Origin of the sequence: Methanobrevibacter sp. AbM4 (genome assembly GCF_000404165.1) — an archaeon.
Taxonomy (GTDB): Archaea; Methanobacteriota; Methanobacteria; order Methanobacteriales; family Methanobacteriaceae; genus Methanarmilla; species Methanarmilla boviskoreani.
This window is the reverse complement of record NC_021355.1, coordinates 275,440-291,215: the sequence shown is the minus strand read 5'-3', so window position 1 is coordinate 291,215 and position 15,776 is coordinate 275,440. Positions and strand designations below refer to the sequence as shown.

General features: G+C 29.9%; 13 protein-coding genes. 5 read left to right on the top strand and 8 right to left on the bottom strand.

The annotated features are described in order from the left end of the window. Positions 1-8: 8 nt before the first annotated feature. The 4 genes from ABM4_RS01150 to ABM4_RS01135 all read left to right on the top strand — a co-directional run bounded on the left by ABM4_RS01150 (position 9) and on the right by ABM4_RS01135 (position 4,829). Positions 9-1,661, top strand: a complete 1,653-nt coding sequence (locus ABM4_RS01150) for an ATP-dependent DNA ligase (RefSeq protein WP_016357853.1) — start codon at positions 9-11, stop codon at positions 1,659-1,661. 428 nt (positions 1,662-2,089) lie between these two features. Continuing rightward, positions 2,090-2,485: an exodeoxyribonuclease VII large subunit gene (locus ABM4_RS01145; protein ID WP_016357852.1), complete on the top strand. Its 396-nt coding sequence runs from the start codon at positions 2,090-2,092 to the stop codon at positions 2,483-2,485. Positions 2,486-2,773: 288 nt separating this feature from the next. Continuing rightward, positions 2,774-4,138, top strand: coding sequence for a phosphoglucosamine mutase (gene glmM / locus ABM4_RS01140; RefSeq protein WP_016357851.1), 1,365 nt, complete (start codon positions 2,774-2,776; stop codon positions 4,136-4,138). 91 nt (positions 4,139-4,229) lie between these two features. Then, complete coding sequence (locus ABM4_RS01135) at positions 4,230-4,829, top strand: zinc ribbon domain-containing protein (RefSeq protein ID WP_040682361.1); 600 nt, start codon at positions 4,230-4,232, stop codon at positions 4,827-4,829. A gap of 509 nt (positions 4,830-5,338) precedes the next feature. On the opposite strand, the gene ABM4_RS01130 is transcribed toward ABM4_RS01135, so the two are convergent. The 7 genes from ABM4_RS01130 to ABM4_RS01100 form a co-directional block, all read right to left on the bottom strand. After that, positions 5,339-6,475, bottom strand: a complete 1,137-nt coding sequence (locus ABM4_RS01130) for a tetratricopeptide repeat protein (protein WP_016357849.1) — start codon at positions 6,473-6,475, stop codon at positions 5,339-5,341. Between the two features lie 337 nt (positions 6,476-6,812). Next, positions 6,813-7,523 (bottom strand): anaerobic ribonucleoside-triphosphate reductase activating protein, encoded by a 711-nt coding sequence (locus tag ABM4_RS01125; protein ID WP_016357848.1) that lies wholly within the window; start codon positions 7,521-7,523, stop codon positions 6,813-6,815. Positions 7,524-7,946: 423 nt separating this feature from the next. Next, positions 7,947-9,044: a histidinol-phosphate transaminase gene (gene hisC, locus ABM4_RS01120; protein WP_016357847.1), complete on the bottom strand. Its 1,098-nt coding sequence runs from the start codon at positions 9,042-9,044 to the stop codon at positions 7,947-7,949. Between the two features lie 61 nt (positions 9,045-9,105). Further along, the gene (locus ABM4_RS01115; RefSeq protein ID WP_016357846.1) at positions 9,106-9,591 is read right to left on the bottom strand and encodes a gamma carbonic anhydrase family protein; all 486 of its coding nucleotides are present in this window, start codon (positions 9,589-9,591) and stop codon (positions 9,106-9,108) included. Between the two features lie 311 nt (positions 9,592-9,902). Then, positions 9,903-11,183: a bifunctional sugar-1-phosphate nucleotidylyltransferase/acetyltransferase gene (gene glmU, locus ABM4_RS01110; RefSeq protein WP_016357845.1), complete on the bottom strand. Its 1,281-nt coding sequence runs from the start codon at positions 11,181-11,183 to the stop codon at positions 9,903-9,905. A 228-nt stretch (positions 11,184-11,411) separates the two neighbouring features. Next, on the bottom strand, positions 11,412-12,764 hold the full coding sequence (gene glmM, locus ABM4_RS01105; RefSeq protein WP_016357844.1) for a phosphoglucosamine mutase: 1,353 nt from the start codon (positions 12,762-12,764) through the stop codon (positions 11,412-11,414). Positions 12,765-12,778: 14 nt separating this feature from the next. After that, positions 12,779-14,017 (bottom strand): 2,3-bisphosphoglycerate-independent phosphoglycerate mutase, encoded by a 1,239-nt coding sequence (locus ABM4_RS01100; protein ID WP_016357843.1) that lies wholly within the window; start codon positions 14,015-14,017, stop codon positions 12,779-12,781. A 280-nt stretch (positions 14,018-14,297) separates the two neighbouring features. Between ABM4_RS01100 and ABM4_RS01095 the strand changes: the two genes are divergently transcribed. Beyond that, entirely contained in the window at positions 14,298-14,465 is a 168-nt protein-coding gene (locus ABM4_RS01095; protein ID WP_040682357.1) for a rubredoxin, read from the top strand. A gap of 573 nt (positions 14,466-15,038) precedes the next feature. Here the strand turns inward: ABM4_RS01095 and ABM4_RS01090 are convergent. After that, the gene (locus ABM4_RS01090; protein WP_016357841.1) at positions 15,039-15,737 is read right to left on the bottom strand and encodes a TIGR00297 family protein; all 699 of its coding nucleotides are present in this window, start codon (positions 15,735-15,737) and stop codon (positions 15,039-15,041) included. Positions 15,738-15,776 lie beyond the last annotated feature (39 nt).

Below are 15,776 nucleotides of genomic sequence, written 5' to 3'. Positions count from 1 at the left end.
GGAATACCATGAAATATCAAGAATTGGTTGATGTTTATGAAGCACTAGCTGCCACCACAAAAAGATTAGATAAAACTGAAATACTTTCAAATTTCTTCAAAACCGTTGACAGCGAGCTTATTGATAAAGTCACATTATTATGTCTAGGTAAAGTTTTTCCCTCCTGGAGTGAAGAGGAACAGGGAATTGGAGATAAACTTGTAATGAAAGCCGTTGCTGATGTAGCAGGCGTAAGTGTACTTGATGTTGAAAATGAGGTAAACAACCAGGGAGATATTGGAGCTGCAAGTGAGGTTCTTGTAGAAAATAAAAAACAGATGACATTTTTCTCACAGGCACTTACAATTGAATTCGTCTTTAACAATCTCAGGAAACTCGCTAAAATCTCAGGCGAAAAATCAACCTCCAGAAAAATATCAATTATTCTTGAATTACTCTCCTCTGCAAGTGCTACAGAATCCAAATACATATGTAGAACAATTGTGGAACAATTACGTATTGGTGTTGGTGAGGGTATTATAAGGGATAGCCTTTCCGATGCATTTGGAATTGATAAAAAAATTGTTGATAGGGCCACCATGCTAACAAATGATTTGGGACTTGTTGCAAAAGTCGGAGAAACCGAAGGTGCAGAAGGACTTGAAAAGTTAAATCTAACACCGGGAAAACCTGTAAAGCTAATGCTTGCACAGTTGTCTGAAGGTATCGATATAAGCATTAATGAGATGAAGAAGGCATTATGTGAAACAAAATATGATGGAATCAGATGCCAAATACATAAACACAATGGTGAGGTAACCCTATTTACAAGAAGACTTGAAAATATTACAAAAGCAATTCCGGAAATTGTGGATGCTGTAAATAAAGGTTTACCAGATGAGGACTTTGTTGCAGAAGGTGAAATTATTGCAATGCGTGATGGAAAACCCTTATCCTTCCAGAATATCCTACATCGTGTAAGACGTAAATACAATATTGAAGAGGCAATGGAGAATATCCCTGTAGAACTTTATTTATATGATTTATTATATTATAAAAAACCGCTTATTGACGAGGCAATGGAGAAAAGACGTGAAATTCTCGAATCAATTACCGACACCTCAACGGATATGATTAATCTAAGCGAACTCGTAATATGTACTCCCGATAATGTCAAGGATGCTCAGGATTTATTTAAGAGATCCATTGCTGGAGGTCATGAGGGTATTATGATTAAAAACGCATTTGAACCATATATTCCAGGAGTACGTGGTAAGAAAATGCTCAAATATAAAGCAGAACCTGAAAACCTTGATGCCGTTGTTGTTGGTGGAACCAAAGGTATTGGTAAAAGAGGGGAGTTCATAGGATCTTATCTTATAGCACTTCAGGATGAGGATGAGAATCTTAAAACTGTTGCTCAGGTTGGTACAGGCCTCACTGATGAACAATTAGAGGAGCTTACTAAAAAGATGGAAGAATATAAAATCTCACAGAAAGGTACAAAGATTACAGTAGAACCTAGAATAATATTTGAAGTTGCATATAGTGAGATTGTAAAAAGTCCAGAATATGAGGCAGGATATTCATTAAGATTTCCAGTAGTTAAAAGAATAAGGGAAGATAAAGGCCTTAAAGACATCGATACTGTTGAAAGACTTAAATCCATGTATAAGGAATAAATCCCCTTTTTCCATTTAATTTATTTATTTTTAAAGCTTCAAAATCAGTTAACCAAAAAAAATAATCGCATTAAGCATTTTAAGCTTTAAAAACTAATTAAAAACAAATAATATTAATCAACTATTTTTATACTTTAAGTTAAAAATTAAAATTAAAAATTAAATGCCTAATTTTTAAAATAATTTAATCATATACTAATTTTCTGACAATACTGCTATTAAATAAAGGATTAAATTATAAACCATTTAAAAATTTAAATCCTAAAATTATTACAAAAAACGAGAAGATATCAAGACTTTCAGATATTTAAAATCTTTAAAATAATTTAACTAAAAATAAATAAACCTTATAAATTCCTTTAATAAATCAAAAAATATAGTTTATAGAAGCATTCTATAAACTTAAGTAAATTAAAAGGCCAGGTTATATGATTATTACAGATAAGGACATTTATAAGATCGCTTTAATCACCACTATTATTGGAATAGTTGGATTAATTCTCACCTCAGGTTTTATAGAGCCTAAGGAACTAAGTGTTAATCAGATTACAAGTAATAATATAAATGAGAAAATAGTAATCCATGGGACTATTTCCAGTATCAAATATTCGAAGAATAGTAAAACCTGTTTTATAAGTTTAAATGATAAAACCGGAAGAATAAATTTAATACTATTTGAATCTGGCCTTGATGATTTTAATAACCATAACATTAACATAAATCAATTTAACAATAGAAATGTTAAGGTTACAGGAACTGTTACTCAGTATAAAAATGAACTAGAATTAAGTTTAGAAGATTCAAACTCTATAAAATTTGAATAATATTGATTCCAATTATAAATTGTTTACTGGAAGTTTAGCAATATTAAAAAATCAACCACACCTAAAAAAGACAATGAAAGAAATATTATTTTTATATACCTAAAAAAAATTAAAACTAATAAGATACAAAAGAATAATTAAAAAAATAGAAAATATTAATATTTTTAAGATAGAAATATTTTAATATTAAATTTTACTAATTATAAAAAATCTGATTACATGATTCGATTTGAAATCATAGATTTTTCTTTAAATTGTTTTATTAATTCAAGAATATAAGGTATAAAAATGTCTAAAAAACGATTATTTGGAACTTTTGGTGTACGTAGAGTAGCAAATGAAGAAATGACACCGGAATTTGCAGCAAGACTTGCAGCAAGTTATGGTACTCTTATACAAGGAACTGTTGCTATTGGAGGAGATACAAGAACATCTACTCCCATGTTAAAACATGCGATTACTGCAGGATTATTATCCTCAGGATGTGATGTGGTAGATTTAGGAATACTTCCAACTCCTGCAATCCAGTATGCAGTTAGAAATTATTATGATGGTGGAATTATAGTAACTGCATCCCACAACCCTCCAAAATATAATGGTCTTAAATTTGTAGATGAGTATGGAATAGGTACACCAGATGACATGGAACTTAAAGTTGAAGAGATGTTCTTTGATAGTGAGCCTAAAAGGGCAAAATGGGACGAAATAGGAAAGGTTTATACAAATAACAACATAATTGACGAATACATTGATGAGGCAATCAAAAGGGTAGATTCAGAGGCAATTAAAAATGCACATCTCAAGGTAGTTGTAGACTGTGGATCAGGTGCAGGTTCTTATACAGCTCCATATTTACTTAGAAAACTTGGATGTGATGTTACAACATTGAATTGTCAAGCTGACGGTCACTTCCCAGGACGTAATCCTGAACCTATCGAGGAAAATCTTGGAGATTTAATAGCTACCGTGAAAGAATTAGGTGCGGATATTGGTCTTGCACATGACGGTGATGCAGACAGAACCATATGCATTGACGAGAAAGGTAATTTTGTTCTTGGAGATAAGACATTCTCACTTGTTGAAAAAGCAATGCTTAAAGAAAACAATGGTGGAACCATTGTAACTACAGTTGCAACCTCAACAGCAATCTATGATATTGCAGAAGAATATGGTGGGGGGGTTATTGCAACTGCTGTAGGAGATTTACTTGTTGCAAGAAAACTTCAAGAGACTGACGGATTATTTGGTGGAGAAGAGAACGGAGGATTAATATTCCCTGATTTCGTTTATGGAAGGGATGCTGCAATGACTGTATCCAAAATTTTAGAAATCATTGCCAAAGAGAAAAAACCATTATCAGAACTTGTAAGTGAACTTCCTGAATACTATACAGTTAAAATGAAAACAGGATGTCCTGATGATAAGAAAGAAGAGGTTATGTCCAAGATAGCTAAAGAGATTTCCGATACTACCGACTATGAACTTGATAGAACTGATGGAGTTAAAATCCTAAGGGATGACGGCTGGGTAATCATTAGACCTAGTGGAACAGAACCTATATTCAGATGTTTCGCCGAAACAGACAACATTGATAAATCTCAGGAAATGACCGAATGGGGAATTTCACTAGTTAAGAAATACTTAAATGAATAAACAAACATTTTATTCATTTTTCCTTTTTATAAATTTTTAAAACAATATATCATAAAAAATTTTTTACTATTTTTAAGTTCTAAGTGATATGATGAAGTGTCCAAACTGTGGTACAGACAATAATAACAATGAAGCGAAATGTAGAAAATGTGGATACAACTTAGATATCATTAAAGAATACAATGCTAGAGGAAATGACAATAAATTAATATCCAGTATTGACTCCAATACAAGTTTTATAGGAGTTATGATTGGATTTATTATATTTGGAATATCATTATTTTTAAGCTCATTTTTATATAATCCTTATTTAATAAACGGAAGGATTTCATATACCATTTATTTAGGTATTATAATACTTACTTCACTATTTACCGGAAGTCTTATTACAGGAACTATTAGTTGTAACAATCTTAAGGATGCAAACACCAATGGTTTATCTTTCTTAGTTATCAGCTATCTTATAGTTTTAGGATCTTTAGCCCTTTCATATGCTTCCAACAGTCTTCCATCAAATATAATATCCGATTCAGTAGGTTCTGTAATAAACACTACCACACTATCCTCCAATTCAACTGCAAATAACACGATAGATTCGATAGAACTTATTGTATTTCTCCTAATAGGTCTTGTTGTAATCTTTATAGGAACCTATCTTGGAACAATTCTAGTAAGATTAATCCAAAGATAGACCATTACAAAAAAAATCAAATATAGCCCATTACAAAAAAGCCTGAAAAGATTAAAAAAAAAACAATGAACATCTAATTTTTAAAATCAACAAGACTGTAAAAGCCTTTTATAAAAAAAGATATTATGATAGTTGGTTTCATATTTCAGGCATTAATACAAGAATTGAATCTTAAGCAATTCCTATTTTAAATATTGTTTAAAGTTAAAAATTGAGTTCAACCATGTTTATAAAAATATTATATGAAAAATATTTAAAAACATGAAAAGAAAAGACCATTAAATAAATAGATATAAATTAAAATAAAATAAAATGTATCAATAAAGACCTAACATAATTAGTTATATTTTAAATTTAAAGATAAGGATTAAAAAATAAAGATGATATGTGCTGACGAATATACATGAACATATTAAAAAATAAAGTTTTTTTTAAAAAAAGGAAAATGTTTTCAAAATAGATTTTAAAAAAAAAACATATAAGAGAGCAGGGTTTTTAAAAAAATAAATTTAGAAGTATTCAAGACACTCTGTTTTAAGAAACTGTGCGTCCTCATTGTTAGGATCAATTGCTAAAATTGTAGTGAAAATATTTTCAGCCTTTGCAAATTCACCCATTTCCATTAAAACAACTCCCTTATTTAATAAGAAATTAGTATTATCCTTATCAATATTAATTGCCTTATCAAAACAGTCCAATGCTTCAGAAAAACGACCAAGTTCTACTAAAGCATTGCCTCTTCGGTTTAATGCTGATGCATTCATAGGAGAATCCTCTAAACATAATTCCAAACCTTTATCATATGCTTTTAAAGCCTCCTCAGGTTTTTCAATATCTGTTAATATATCACCAATTGCATTCCATACCTCAGGATTACTATCATCAATATTTAAAAGAATATTATACACTTGAAGAGCCTCTTCAAGCCTGTTTAAAACTTCAAGAATAAACCCTCTCCAATATAAAACAACAGTATTTCTTGGATTAATCTTAATTGCATGGTCATTAGCTTTAAGAGCTTCCTCAGGATTACCTGAATTTAAATATGCGATAGCTTCATTATTCCAAATAAATTCATTATCAGATTCAACCTTTAAAGCTTTATCATAACAGTTAATAGCCTCCTTAAATCTGCCTAACCTTGAAAGGTTATCTCCTTTCTTATTCAATAGATAAACATCATCTGAATCAAATCTTAAAGCTGCATTATAACATTTTACAGATTTATCATATTTACCACTATCAAATAGAATGTCTGCCCTTTGAGTAATCATTGCTTTCTCATCAATTTTTTCCCCCTTCCAATCATCAACATCTAATTTCTCAAAGTAGATAATCTGGAAAATATCATCATCCTTTAGTTTTTGGACATACATCTTTTTAAAATCATGTACCATCTCTTTAGCATCTTTATATCCCTCTGCACGGGCCAGTTCATCATTGTTTTTTAATTGGCCGTATTTTATTAACTGAATATCCGTAACTTTAGCCTCGAATATCTTCTTCTTTTCTTTTGATACCAAATTCCAGTAACAGTAAAGACGGTCTCCAACTTTTAAAGGGTGTTTCCAAATCTTTCGAATGGTCATATTCTTTTTACCAATGATAATGTTAATGTTTTGGCTTCCAAATGATAAAATTGGCATTATAAACCCTTCTAATTTTTAATTTATAATTTAAATTTAAGAAATAAATCTTTAAAGATTAAAATAACCCATTAAGTTCATAAGAAGAATTTAGATAAAAAATAAAAACCCATATGAACTTACATCTTATTAAATAATATTATTATATTAATTTTTGTATAATAATAAAGTTTTTTAAATAAAGTTTATTGAATGGGCAATATCTGGGAAATGATGAACTGTCAAAAGCGAAAAAACAACAAGATAACTGTCTGAAAATGTATTTAAGAATTAATAATATTTATAAGATAAATTAAAATCTTTAAAAATAGTTAAAAAATAAAAATAGTATTAAAAATTAATCTATTACTTCATCACCATACTCTGCTGTTTTTAATTGAAGTTCAATATCCCTTAAATGATATTTCTTAAGATAATGGGCAAATTCTCTCATGTCATTAGGATTAGGACTATCAATCTCATATAAACAAGGATCCAGAACATTCCTATTTCTATATTGTTGTAACGTATAAATATCACAGGTAACAGATTTGGCGATAGTTTCAATATCCGCCAAACTAAGTAATTTAGGAACATAGGTTGTTCTACATTCTAATGTTAAACCTTCCTTATTATATGCAAGATCCATTGATTTTTTAACATCACTGCCAATATCGGATCCAATTACCTCTTTATATTTATCAAAAGGTGCCTTTACATCCAATGCCAGATAATCCAGATAACCAAGTAACGGTTCCAGTTTTTGAGGATATACACCACTAGTATCCAATTTAGTTTCTAAACCAATATCCTTGGTATATTTAAATAACTCCAAAACATCATCTGATTGAACAAGAGGTTCCCCACCGGATATTACAACAGCATCTAAAAAATCAGCAGAATGATTTATTAATTCCTTAACCTCTTCTAATGATTTTGTAGTTTTATCATCCAATAATTCTGCATTTTGACAATATGGACATCTAAGAGGACATTGGGATAGAAAAATAGCTAAAGATATTCTACCATGAAAGTCAACACTAGATATTACAGATCCTCCAAAATACATTCTACCACCTTATTTTCAATTATAAATCAAATCTTTTTTTATTTTAATTCCTATTTTTTATTTATAAATTAATCAAATAAGTAATAATTAATTAAAATTATATAATAAGTATTATTTAAGTTATTCTAATAAAAATTAAAAATTATTGAAAAAATAAAAGATATACGCCAAATATTAAAAGATGAAACCTATATTTAAATAAAATAATAGGAAAATATTTTCTAAAAATAGCTAAAACTAAAAAATTCTAAAAAAAATTATCTAAAAAAATAGCCAAAATTTAAGAAAAAAGTTTAAAAAGCATTATCCAAAAAATAGATAGAACTAAAAAAATGGACAATAATAATTTAAAAAAGATCAAATTAATGTTTTAAAAGAAGTAAAAATCGGTGAAATAAATTAAAAAATAAAAAATTATTTTAATCAATCTACAAGAGTATGTAAAGCTTCTATAAACCTTTTATCATCATCTAAACTCGCAACACTAATCCTAATATAATATTCATCAATACCTTTAAAAGATGTGCAATCCCTTACAATCATACCCTTAGACATTAATCTATTTGTAAGTTCTGATGCGGTATAACCTGAGTCATGTAAATCAATTAACATAAAGTTTGACTTTGATTCAAGTACATGAAGATTCTTAAATTTGGAAACTTCCTGATATAAATAATCTCTTGACTCTATACTTTTAGCAGTTGACTCTTTAATATACTCCTTATCCCTCAAGGTTGCAAGACTTGCAACATATGACAATCTTGTAAGTGAAAATACCGGTTTTATCCTATACATATATTGGATTACATCAGGATTAGACAATCCGTAACCAATCCTTAAACCTGCAAGACCCATAACCTTTGACATAGTCCTTATAATAAACACATTATCATATTCATTAATAAGATTTACCTGGGTCTGTTCTGAAAATTCAAAGTATGCCTCATCAATTATAACAAGGGCATCGGTTGCCTCAATAATAGTTCTTAAATCATCCTCAGAAACTAATGTTCCTGTTGGATTATTCGGAGAACATAGGAAAATAAATTTAGTTTTATCTGATATTGCATCAAGAACTGACTGAACATCAAGGGCATTATTCTCCAAGTCCCATTTGGCATAGACAGGTACTGCACCATATGGTTTAAATAAAAATTCATAATAGGTATAAGTTGGAAGGGGAGTTATAAATTCGTCACCTGGTTCAATAAAAGTTTTTGCAAGTACATCGATTAACTCATCAGCACCATCACCAGTTACTATTACATTCTCAGATTTAACACCGGCATATGATGCAAGTTCGTCAACAAGTAAATGTAAATCTGTTTCAGGATACCTATTTACACCATCTGCTTCCTTTTTAATAGCTTCAACGGCTTTTTTAGAAGGACCCCATGGATTCTCATTAGAGCCCAATTTAACAATATCCTCTTTTTTAACATTAAATTCGTTTGCAATCTCATCCTCAGACCTACCAGGAACATAAGGATCTAATTCTTTTATAACCTTTCTCGCTTCCATTTTACAACCACTATAAAAAAAATTATATCTTATTTAAAAAAAAGTAAAGTGAAGAATCTAATTATTCCTCATCTAAATCATATGCTTTTGAAAGTCTTACATAATGATCTGCATTTTCCTGAATTCCTTTGATTTGTTCTGGAGATACATCTTTAATACGTCTTCCAGGAACTCCTAAGATCAAACTACCTTCAGGATATTCTTTTCCTTCACTTATAACTGCTCCAGCACCTACAATTGAATTTTTACCAATATGGGCATTGTTAAGTACTGTTGCATTCATACCAATAAGCACATTATCTTCAATAGTACATCCATGAACAACTGCACCATGACCTATAGTTACATTATCACCAATGGTTAATGGTATATTTTTAGTTGTATGTAATACACAATTATCCTGTACATTTGAATTCTTACCTATTTTAATTGGAGCTACATCCCCACGGACAACAGCACCATACCAAATAGATACATTTTCATCTAATTCAACATCACATAATACATGAGCACCGGGAAATATTTTAACACTATCTTTAATTTCCATAATTTTACCTCATATTTATTAAATGAATTAATAATATAATCTAATTAAATTAAACTATTATATAAATTTAATTATTACTAAAAAAATTAAATATCATATAATTTTAGACAATAAAAAAATAAAATTTAAACCATTGCATAAGTTTAAGCTTTTATGTAAATTTAGACTTTTATAAAAAAATAAAAATCAAACCGTTGTATAAGCTTAAGCTTTTATGTAAATTTAGACTTTTATAAAAAAAATAAAATTTAAACCATTGCACAAGTTTAGATTCTTATATAGATTCGGATTCTAAAAAAAATAAAATAAAATTATTCATCATTACCTTTATGCTGAATAATATGTTCTTGTTTTAATAAAACCCTTTCATTAGAACCTACATCCCTCATTAAAAGAACACCAGAACCAATAGATGAATTAGATCCTACCTTTACACCGGGACTTAAACTTGAGTTAATTCCAGTTTTAGTATAATCCCCAACAATAGCTCCGAGTTTTCGTCTGCCACTGTCTATTCTTTTATCCTTAATAACAGTTTTTACATTTTTATTATCAAAACGTAAGTTCGCAATGTTAGTTCCTGCAGCAATATTACAGTTGGAACCTAAAATAGAATCACCTACATAACTTAAGTGGCTTACATTAGTATTCTCCATAATAATTGAGTTTTTAATCTCAACTGCATTTCCTACATGTACATTATCACCAAAGTAAGAATTACCACGGATATAGGAATTAGGTCCAATATCACAGTTTTTACCGATATATACCGGTCCTTCAATATATACCCCTGCTTTGATAATACTTCCCTCGTCTAGGAAGACATTACCGTGAATTGTTACTCCATCCTCAATTCTACCTTTAATATCCATTTTTACATTATTGAGTAATCTTTCATTTATCTCAATAAGCTCCCATGGTTTACCAATATCTAACCAATCCTTATCTGTTTTATGACCACGTATTGTTTTACCATCCTCAATTTGTAATGACAAGGAATCGGTGATTTCATATTCTCCACGAGGTGACTCTGGAGTTTTTTCAATCTTTTCAAAAATATCCTTATTAAAGATATATATTCCAGTATTAGCTAAATTACTTGGTGCCTCTTCTTTCTTAGGTTTTTCAACAATATTTACAACATTATGGTCTTCAATTTCAACAACACCAAAACCAGTTGGATCCTCAACCTCTTTAAGTACCATTAATGTATCCGGTTTGTTTTCCTCATAATCCTCAATAATCTCAGACAATATTGAAACGTCTAAAATAATATCTCCATTAAGAGCTATAATACTATCATCAATAAAATCAGAAGCATAACCTATTGCATTTGCAGTTCCTTCTAGGTTGGATTGTGTTTCATAAGAAATATTAACTCCAAATTCCTTTCCATCCTTAAAATAGTTTTTTACCATTTCTTCCTTATATCCTACAATTAACAAAATATCTTTAATTCCGCATTCACGTAATGCTTCAATGGTATATTGAATAATAGGTTTTCCTGCAACAGGCAACATAGTTTTAGGCTTGGTAATGGTTAATGGTCTCATTCTTGTACCTTCACCTGCGCTTAATATTACAGCTTTCAATCAAATCCCTCCAATGAAAATCGTTTTATATCTTTCAATGAAAAATTTTTATTCTAAAAATCTTGAACTTAATAAAATATTTAATTTTATATAATATTAAATTTATTCTATTTTCAAATCAGAACAGTGAAAAATAGAAAAAATCAACAAATTTAAAAAAGGAATAGAATCACTTAAAAAAGCAATCATGTATTTTAATTCCCTAATTAGGTTTAAAAAAAAAAGTAATTATAAATGAGAATTAATTATATCTAAACAGATATTCTTAATTTCATTTGCTTTTTCTTCAGTTTTAGCTTCTAAAGTAATTCTAATGTAGTTTTCAGTACCTGACGGTCTTACTAAAACCCAGCTACCATCATTTAAACTTATACGAACACCGTCAATAGTATTAATTTCCTTAATATCATCAAAAGCATTTTCAAGTTCTTCGTCCATGTTCTCCATGATTTTAACTTTATCCTCTTTACTGCAAGTTACTTTCTCACGGATATTTGGATAGTCAGGCATTTGATCCAATAATTTAGAAAGAGGACCTTTATGAGACACTATATCTGCAAGCCTTAAACCTGACAACAATCCGTCAGGACACATACAGAAATCAGGATGTAACCATGTTCCAGATGGCTCTCCACCAAAACTAGCATTGTTCTTTAAAATTCCATCTGCTACTGCAACATCTCCAACAGGTGTTCTTAAAACATTTCCACCAACCTTTTCAAGTTCCTCATCCATTATGAAACCTGCATCAACAGTAGTCACAACGGTTCCACCAAATTCAGAGGCAACAAGTGCAAGTAATTTATCAAAATTCACAACCTTTCCAGTTTCATCTACAGCCATCATACGATCTGCATCACCGTCATGGGCAATACCTAAATCTGCACCGGTAGCTTTAACGACCTTTTTAAGAGAGCCTAAATTTGCGTCATTAGGTTCAGGATTACGTCCTGGGAAAAATCCGTCCACCTGTGAATTTAAGGTGATTACTTCACATCCCGCACGTCTAAAGACAATAGGAGATATTTCACTACCTGCACCAGATGCACAATCAATTACAACCTTAAATCCAGGTTCAATATTAACCATACTCAACAAATCATCCATATAGACCTTTTTAATCTCATTGTTTTCAGTTATTGAACCTATCTTATCCCAACCAACATTGACATATTTTTTATTTAAGTAGATGTCCTCAATCTCACTTTCCTGTTCCGGTGTATAAGCCATACCATTCTTATCCCATATTTTAATACCATTGTATTTTGAAGGGTTATGTGAGGCGGTAATCATTATACCTGCATCGGCACCTAATCTGTCGGTTGCATAACCTACAAGAGGAGTTGGAACCATTCCAACCTTTATAACATTTACACCACTTTCAACAAGACCAGCAGTAATAGCCTGATTCAACATTTTACTTGTGGTTCTTGTATCATAACCTAATACAACTGTACCTTCATTACCAAGATAATAAGAAAGAGATTTACCTACATTTAAAGCAAGTTCTCCAGTAACCTCTGAACCTATCTCCCCTCTAATTCCAGAGGTTCCAAATAATTTCTTACCAACACTTGCCATATTATAACCCCAGTTTAAGCTCCAAATTTATGGGAATAATTCATATAATCCATCATAATATTCATTACATCAGAACCTCTGATTCTGCAAAGACCACCCTTATAAGTAGCGAATTCGTTATATTCCTCTACATCATCAGTTCTAACTTCAGGACCTCTAATCAATATAGGTACAGGATCACCAGTGTGATTTTTAACGGAAATTGGAGTTGAGTGATCTGCAGTTAAAAATATATAAACGTCCTCAAGTTTTAAAAGTTCGCTCATAACAACTTTATCCACTTTCTCAATGAATTCTACTTTTTGTTTTACATTACCATCATGACCTGCCTCATCTGCTCCATCAATATTAATTAAGAAGAAATCATGGTCGGAATTTTTAACCTGGTCAATAATAGTATTCCTTATATTATCAAGATTAGTGTCAACCCCACCGGTTACATCCTCCATCTCGATAACATCCATACCAGCAAAACGAGCAATACCCATAATTAAACCGGTTTCTGCAATACATGCTGAGTTAATCTCATACTTATCATTAATAGGTTCCACCTCAGGAACTGCACCTGCACCACGAGGGATTACAACATTTGCAGGAGGCAAATCATTTTTAATCCTTTCAAGATTTACTGGATGATCTTTTAACATTTCATAAGTTTTTGCAACAACCTTATTTAAAATATCTGCAGTTTTTTCAGCTTCAGCAGAACCGTCTAAAGCTACTACCTCGGCAGGAGCCTTTCCTTCAACCTTAGGATCAGCATCAGATACTTTATCAGATAAACCTTCACCTCTAAGTACAAGTACGGCACGGTGACCAGTAGATTCTTTAAATATTATTTTAATATCCTTATAATCATCAAGAACCATAGTATTCAATTTCTCCACAAGATCTTTAGTACCTTCCCTAATTCTTCCAGCACGTCTATCAGTAACTATTCCGTTTTCATCCATAGTTGAAAAATTACATCTAAAAGCAATATCTCCTGGAATAACATCCAAAGCCACACCAGAAGCTTCAAAAGGACCCCTCCCAGTATATACCTCATATGGATTATATCCTAAAATAGATAAATGTGCGGTATCACTTCCAGGTCTAATTCCCGGAGCAATAGAATCCATAATTCCTGTTATTCCCTCTTTAGCCATTTGATCCATATTAGGAGTATTTGCAGCTTGAAGCGGTGTCTGATTGTTAAGTTCTTTTATTGGACGGTCACCCATACCATCCATTACCAATATCATTCCTTTCATTATATCACCTGAAATCTAAAAAAATGATTTTAATCTTAGTTAAGATAACAAATTCAGATAAATTAAATCTTAAATTTAAATTTCTCTGATTTCTATATTAAATTAAAAAAATTTTTAAATTGATTTTGTAAAATTTAAATATTATATATAGATATAATTTTAAAACCTTATAAAATTTGTTTAATAAAAAATTAATAAAATAAAAAATACTATATAATAGTTTATATAAACTTAAATGCAATAAGTTTTTATTAATACAATGAAATGGAAAAGTGATATTATGGCTAGATATGTTTGTATGTATTGCGGATATGTATTCGATGAAGAAAAAGGTGACCCTGAATATAACATTGCTCCAGGTACTAAATTAGCAGATATGCCTGATGATTGGCATTGTCCTGAATGTCACCAAGGAAAGGATGCATTCGTACTTGAAGAAGACAACTAAATTTATATTCTTTAAATTTTTTTAATTTATTTTACTTTTTTTATTTATTTTTTAAACTTAAACAATCAACAGATTATTTTATAATTTATTACTACTAATTTTAAGAGATTTAACTTAAAAATAATTGGCAAGTTATTTTATATTAATATTAAACTAATTTAAACACATCTAAACTTAAAAACAATAAATTACCATTTATTAATCTACTAATTTTAACAGATTTAAATCACAATAAACTATTTCCCTATTTTTAATTTAAGACTTTAAAAAATAATAATAGATGATACATAGATCAAGATGTGATTTTTTATTGATTTAAACAATAATTCCATTATTCGAAAATAAAAAAAGACATTTACAATTAGTTAAATGGCTAAAACAATATAAAAATAGAAAGATCCCACATAAATAAGTTAAAAATAAAAAAAACTAGAAAAATAATATAAAAATAAAAAAATCCCATAAAAATAAAATCATAAAAAAAAGCTAGAAAAATAGCTAAAAATAATATAAAAATAGAAAGATAGAAAGATTCAATAAAAAATAGTTATAAATAAAAAATAATTAAAAAATTTAAAGGGCACATAGAATACCTACAATACATCCTGTAATTGTAGCAAGTAAATTTACATGCTCATTGTTTAAATATCTACGTCTTTCAAATACTGCACCAAGTAAACTGTCCATAAAACAACCAACGGTACCTGAAATAATTGATATCTTAAGTGCAATCCAAATATCCGGTAAAACACCAAGTAAAAATGCGGAAATACCGATAATTGCAGCACCAATAATACCTGCAACTGTACCTCTAACAGAGACAGCACCATCAGTACCTGCAGGAACTTTCTTAAATGTGGTTATTAAACGAGGCTCTGATAGAATACCAATTTCACTTCCTAATGTATCAGATGTTGCTGTAGCAATTGCACCTATAAAACCACCAACAAAAGGAAGATAATAACCTCCAAAAGCAGCCATCACAAATGCAACGACTCCATTGGAAATAACGTTTTTGGCAGTACGTCTACCCTCAAATTCCCCTAATCTCTTTTTGTAATCTTTAGAATAATAAGTAGCTGCTATACTCATCAAGAAAAATATTACAATAATTAAAAGCCATCTGAGACCTGCAGATAGCAATATTACAATACCCATTATTATCATTACTAATGAGCCTAAAAAATCCAAAGCCTTTCTCTGATAAATAAAAGAGCCCATAATAAATAGAAGCACTACACTAACTGCATTTATCAATATATGCATTTCCATAAAAAATCATCACAATTTTGTAAAAAAAATATTGTATTA

What these genes read in the sequence shown, in the direction of transcription:
- ABM4_RS01150 (WP_016357853.1), top strand. Translation starts at nt 9, where the DNA reads ATGAAATATCAAGAATTGGTTGATGTTTATGAAGCACTAGCTGCCACC.
- ABM4_RS01145 (WP_016357852.1), top strand. Translation starts at nt 2,090, where the DNA reads ATGATTATTACAGATAAGGACATTTATAAGATCGCTTTAATCACCACT.
- glmM (WP_016357851.1), top strand. Translation starts at nt 2,774, where the DNA reads ATGTCTAAAAAACGATTATTTGGAACTTTTGGTGTACGTAGAGTAGCA.
- ABM4_RS01135 (WP_040682361.1), top strand. Translation starts at nt 4,230, where the DNA reads ATGAAGTGTCCAAACTGTGGTACAGACAATAATAACAATGAAGCGAAA.
- ABM4_RS01130 (WP_016357849.1), bottom strand. Translation starts at nt 6,475, where the DNA reads ATGCCAATTTTATCATTTGGAAGCCAAAACATTAACATTATCATTGGT.
- ABM4_RS01125 (WP_016357848.1), bottom strand. Translation starts at nt 7,523, where the DNA reads ATGTATTTTGGAGGATCTGTAATATCTAGTGTTGACTTTCATGGTAGA.
- hisC (WP_016357847.1), bottom strand. Translation starts at nt 9,044, where the DNA reads ATGGAAGCGAGAAAGGTTATAAAAGAATTAGATCCTTATGTTCCTGGT.
- ABM4_RS01115 (WP_016357846.1), bottom strand. Translation starts at nt 9,591, where the DNA reads ATGGAAATTAAAGATAGTGTTAAAATATTTCCCGGTGCTCATGTATTA.
- glmM (WP_016357844.1), bottom strand. Translation starts at nt 12,764, where the DNA reads ATGGCAAGTGTTGGTAAGAAATTATTTGGAACCTCTGGAATTAGAGGG.
- ABM4_RS01100 (WP_016357843.1), bottom strand. Translation starts at nt 14,017, where the DNA reads ATGAAAGGAATGATATTGGTAATGGATGGTATGGGTGACCGTCCAATA.
- ABM4_RS01095 (WP_040682357.1), top strand. Translation starts at nt 14,298, where the DNA reads ATGGCTAGATATGTTTGTATGTATTGCGGATATGTATTCGATGAAGAA.
- ABM4_RS01090 (WP_016357841.1), bottom strand. Translation starts at nt 15,737, where the DNA reads ATGGAAATGCATATATTGATAAATGCAGTTAGTGTAGTGCTTCTATTT.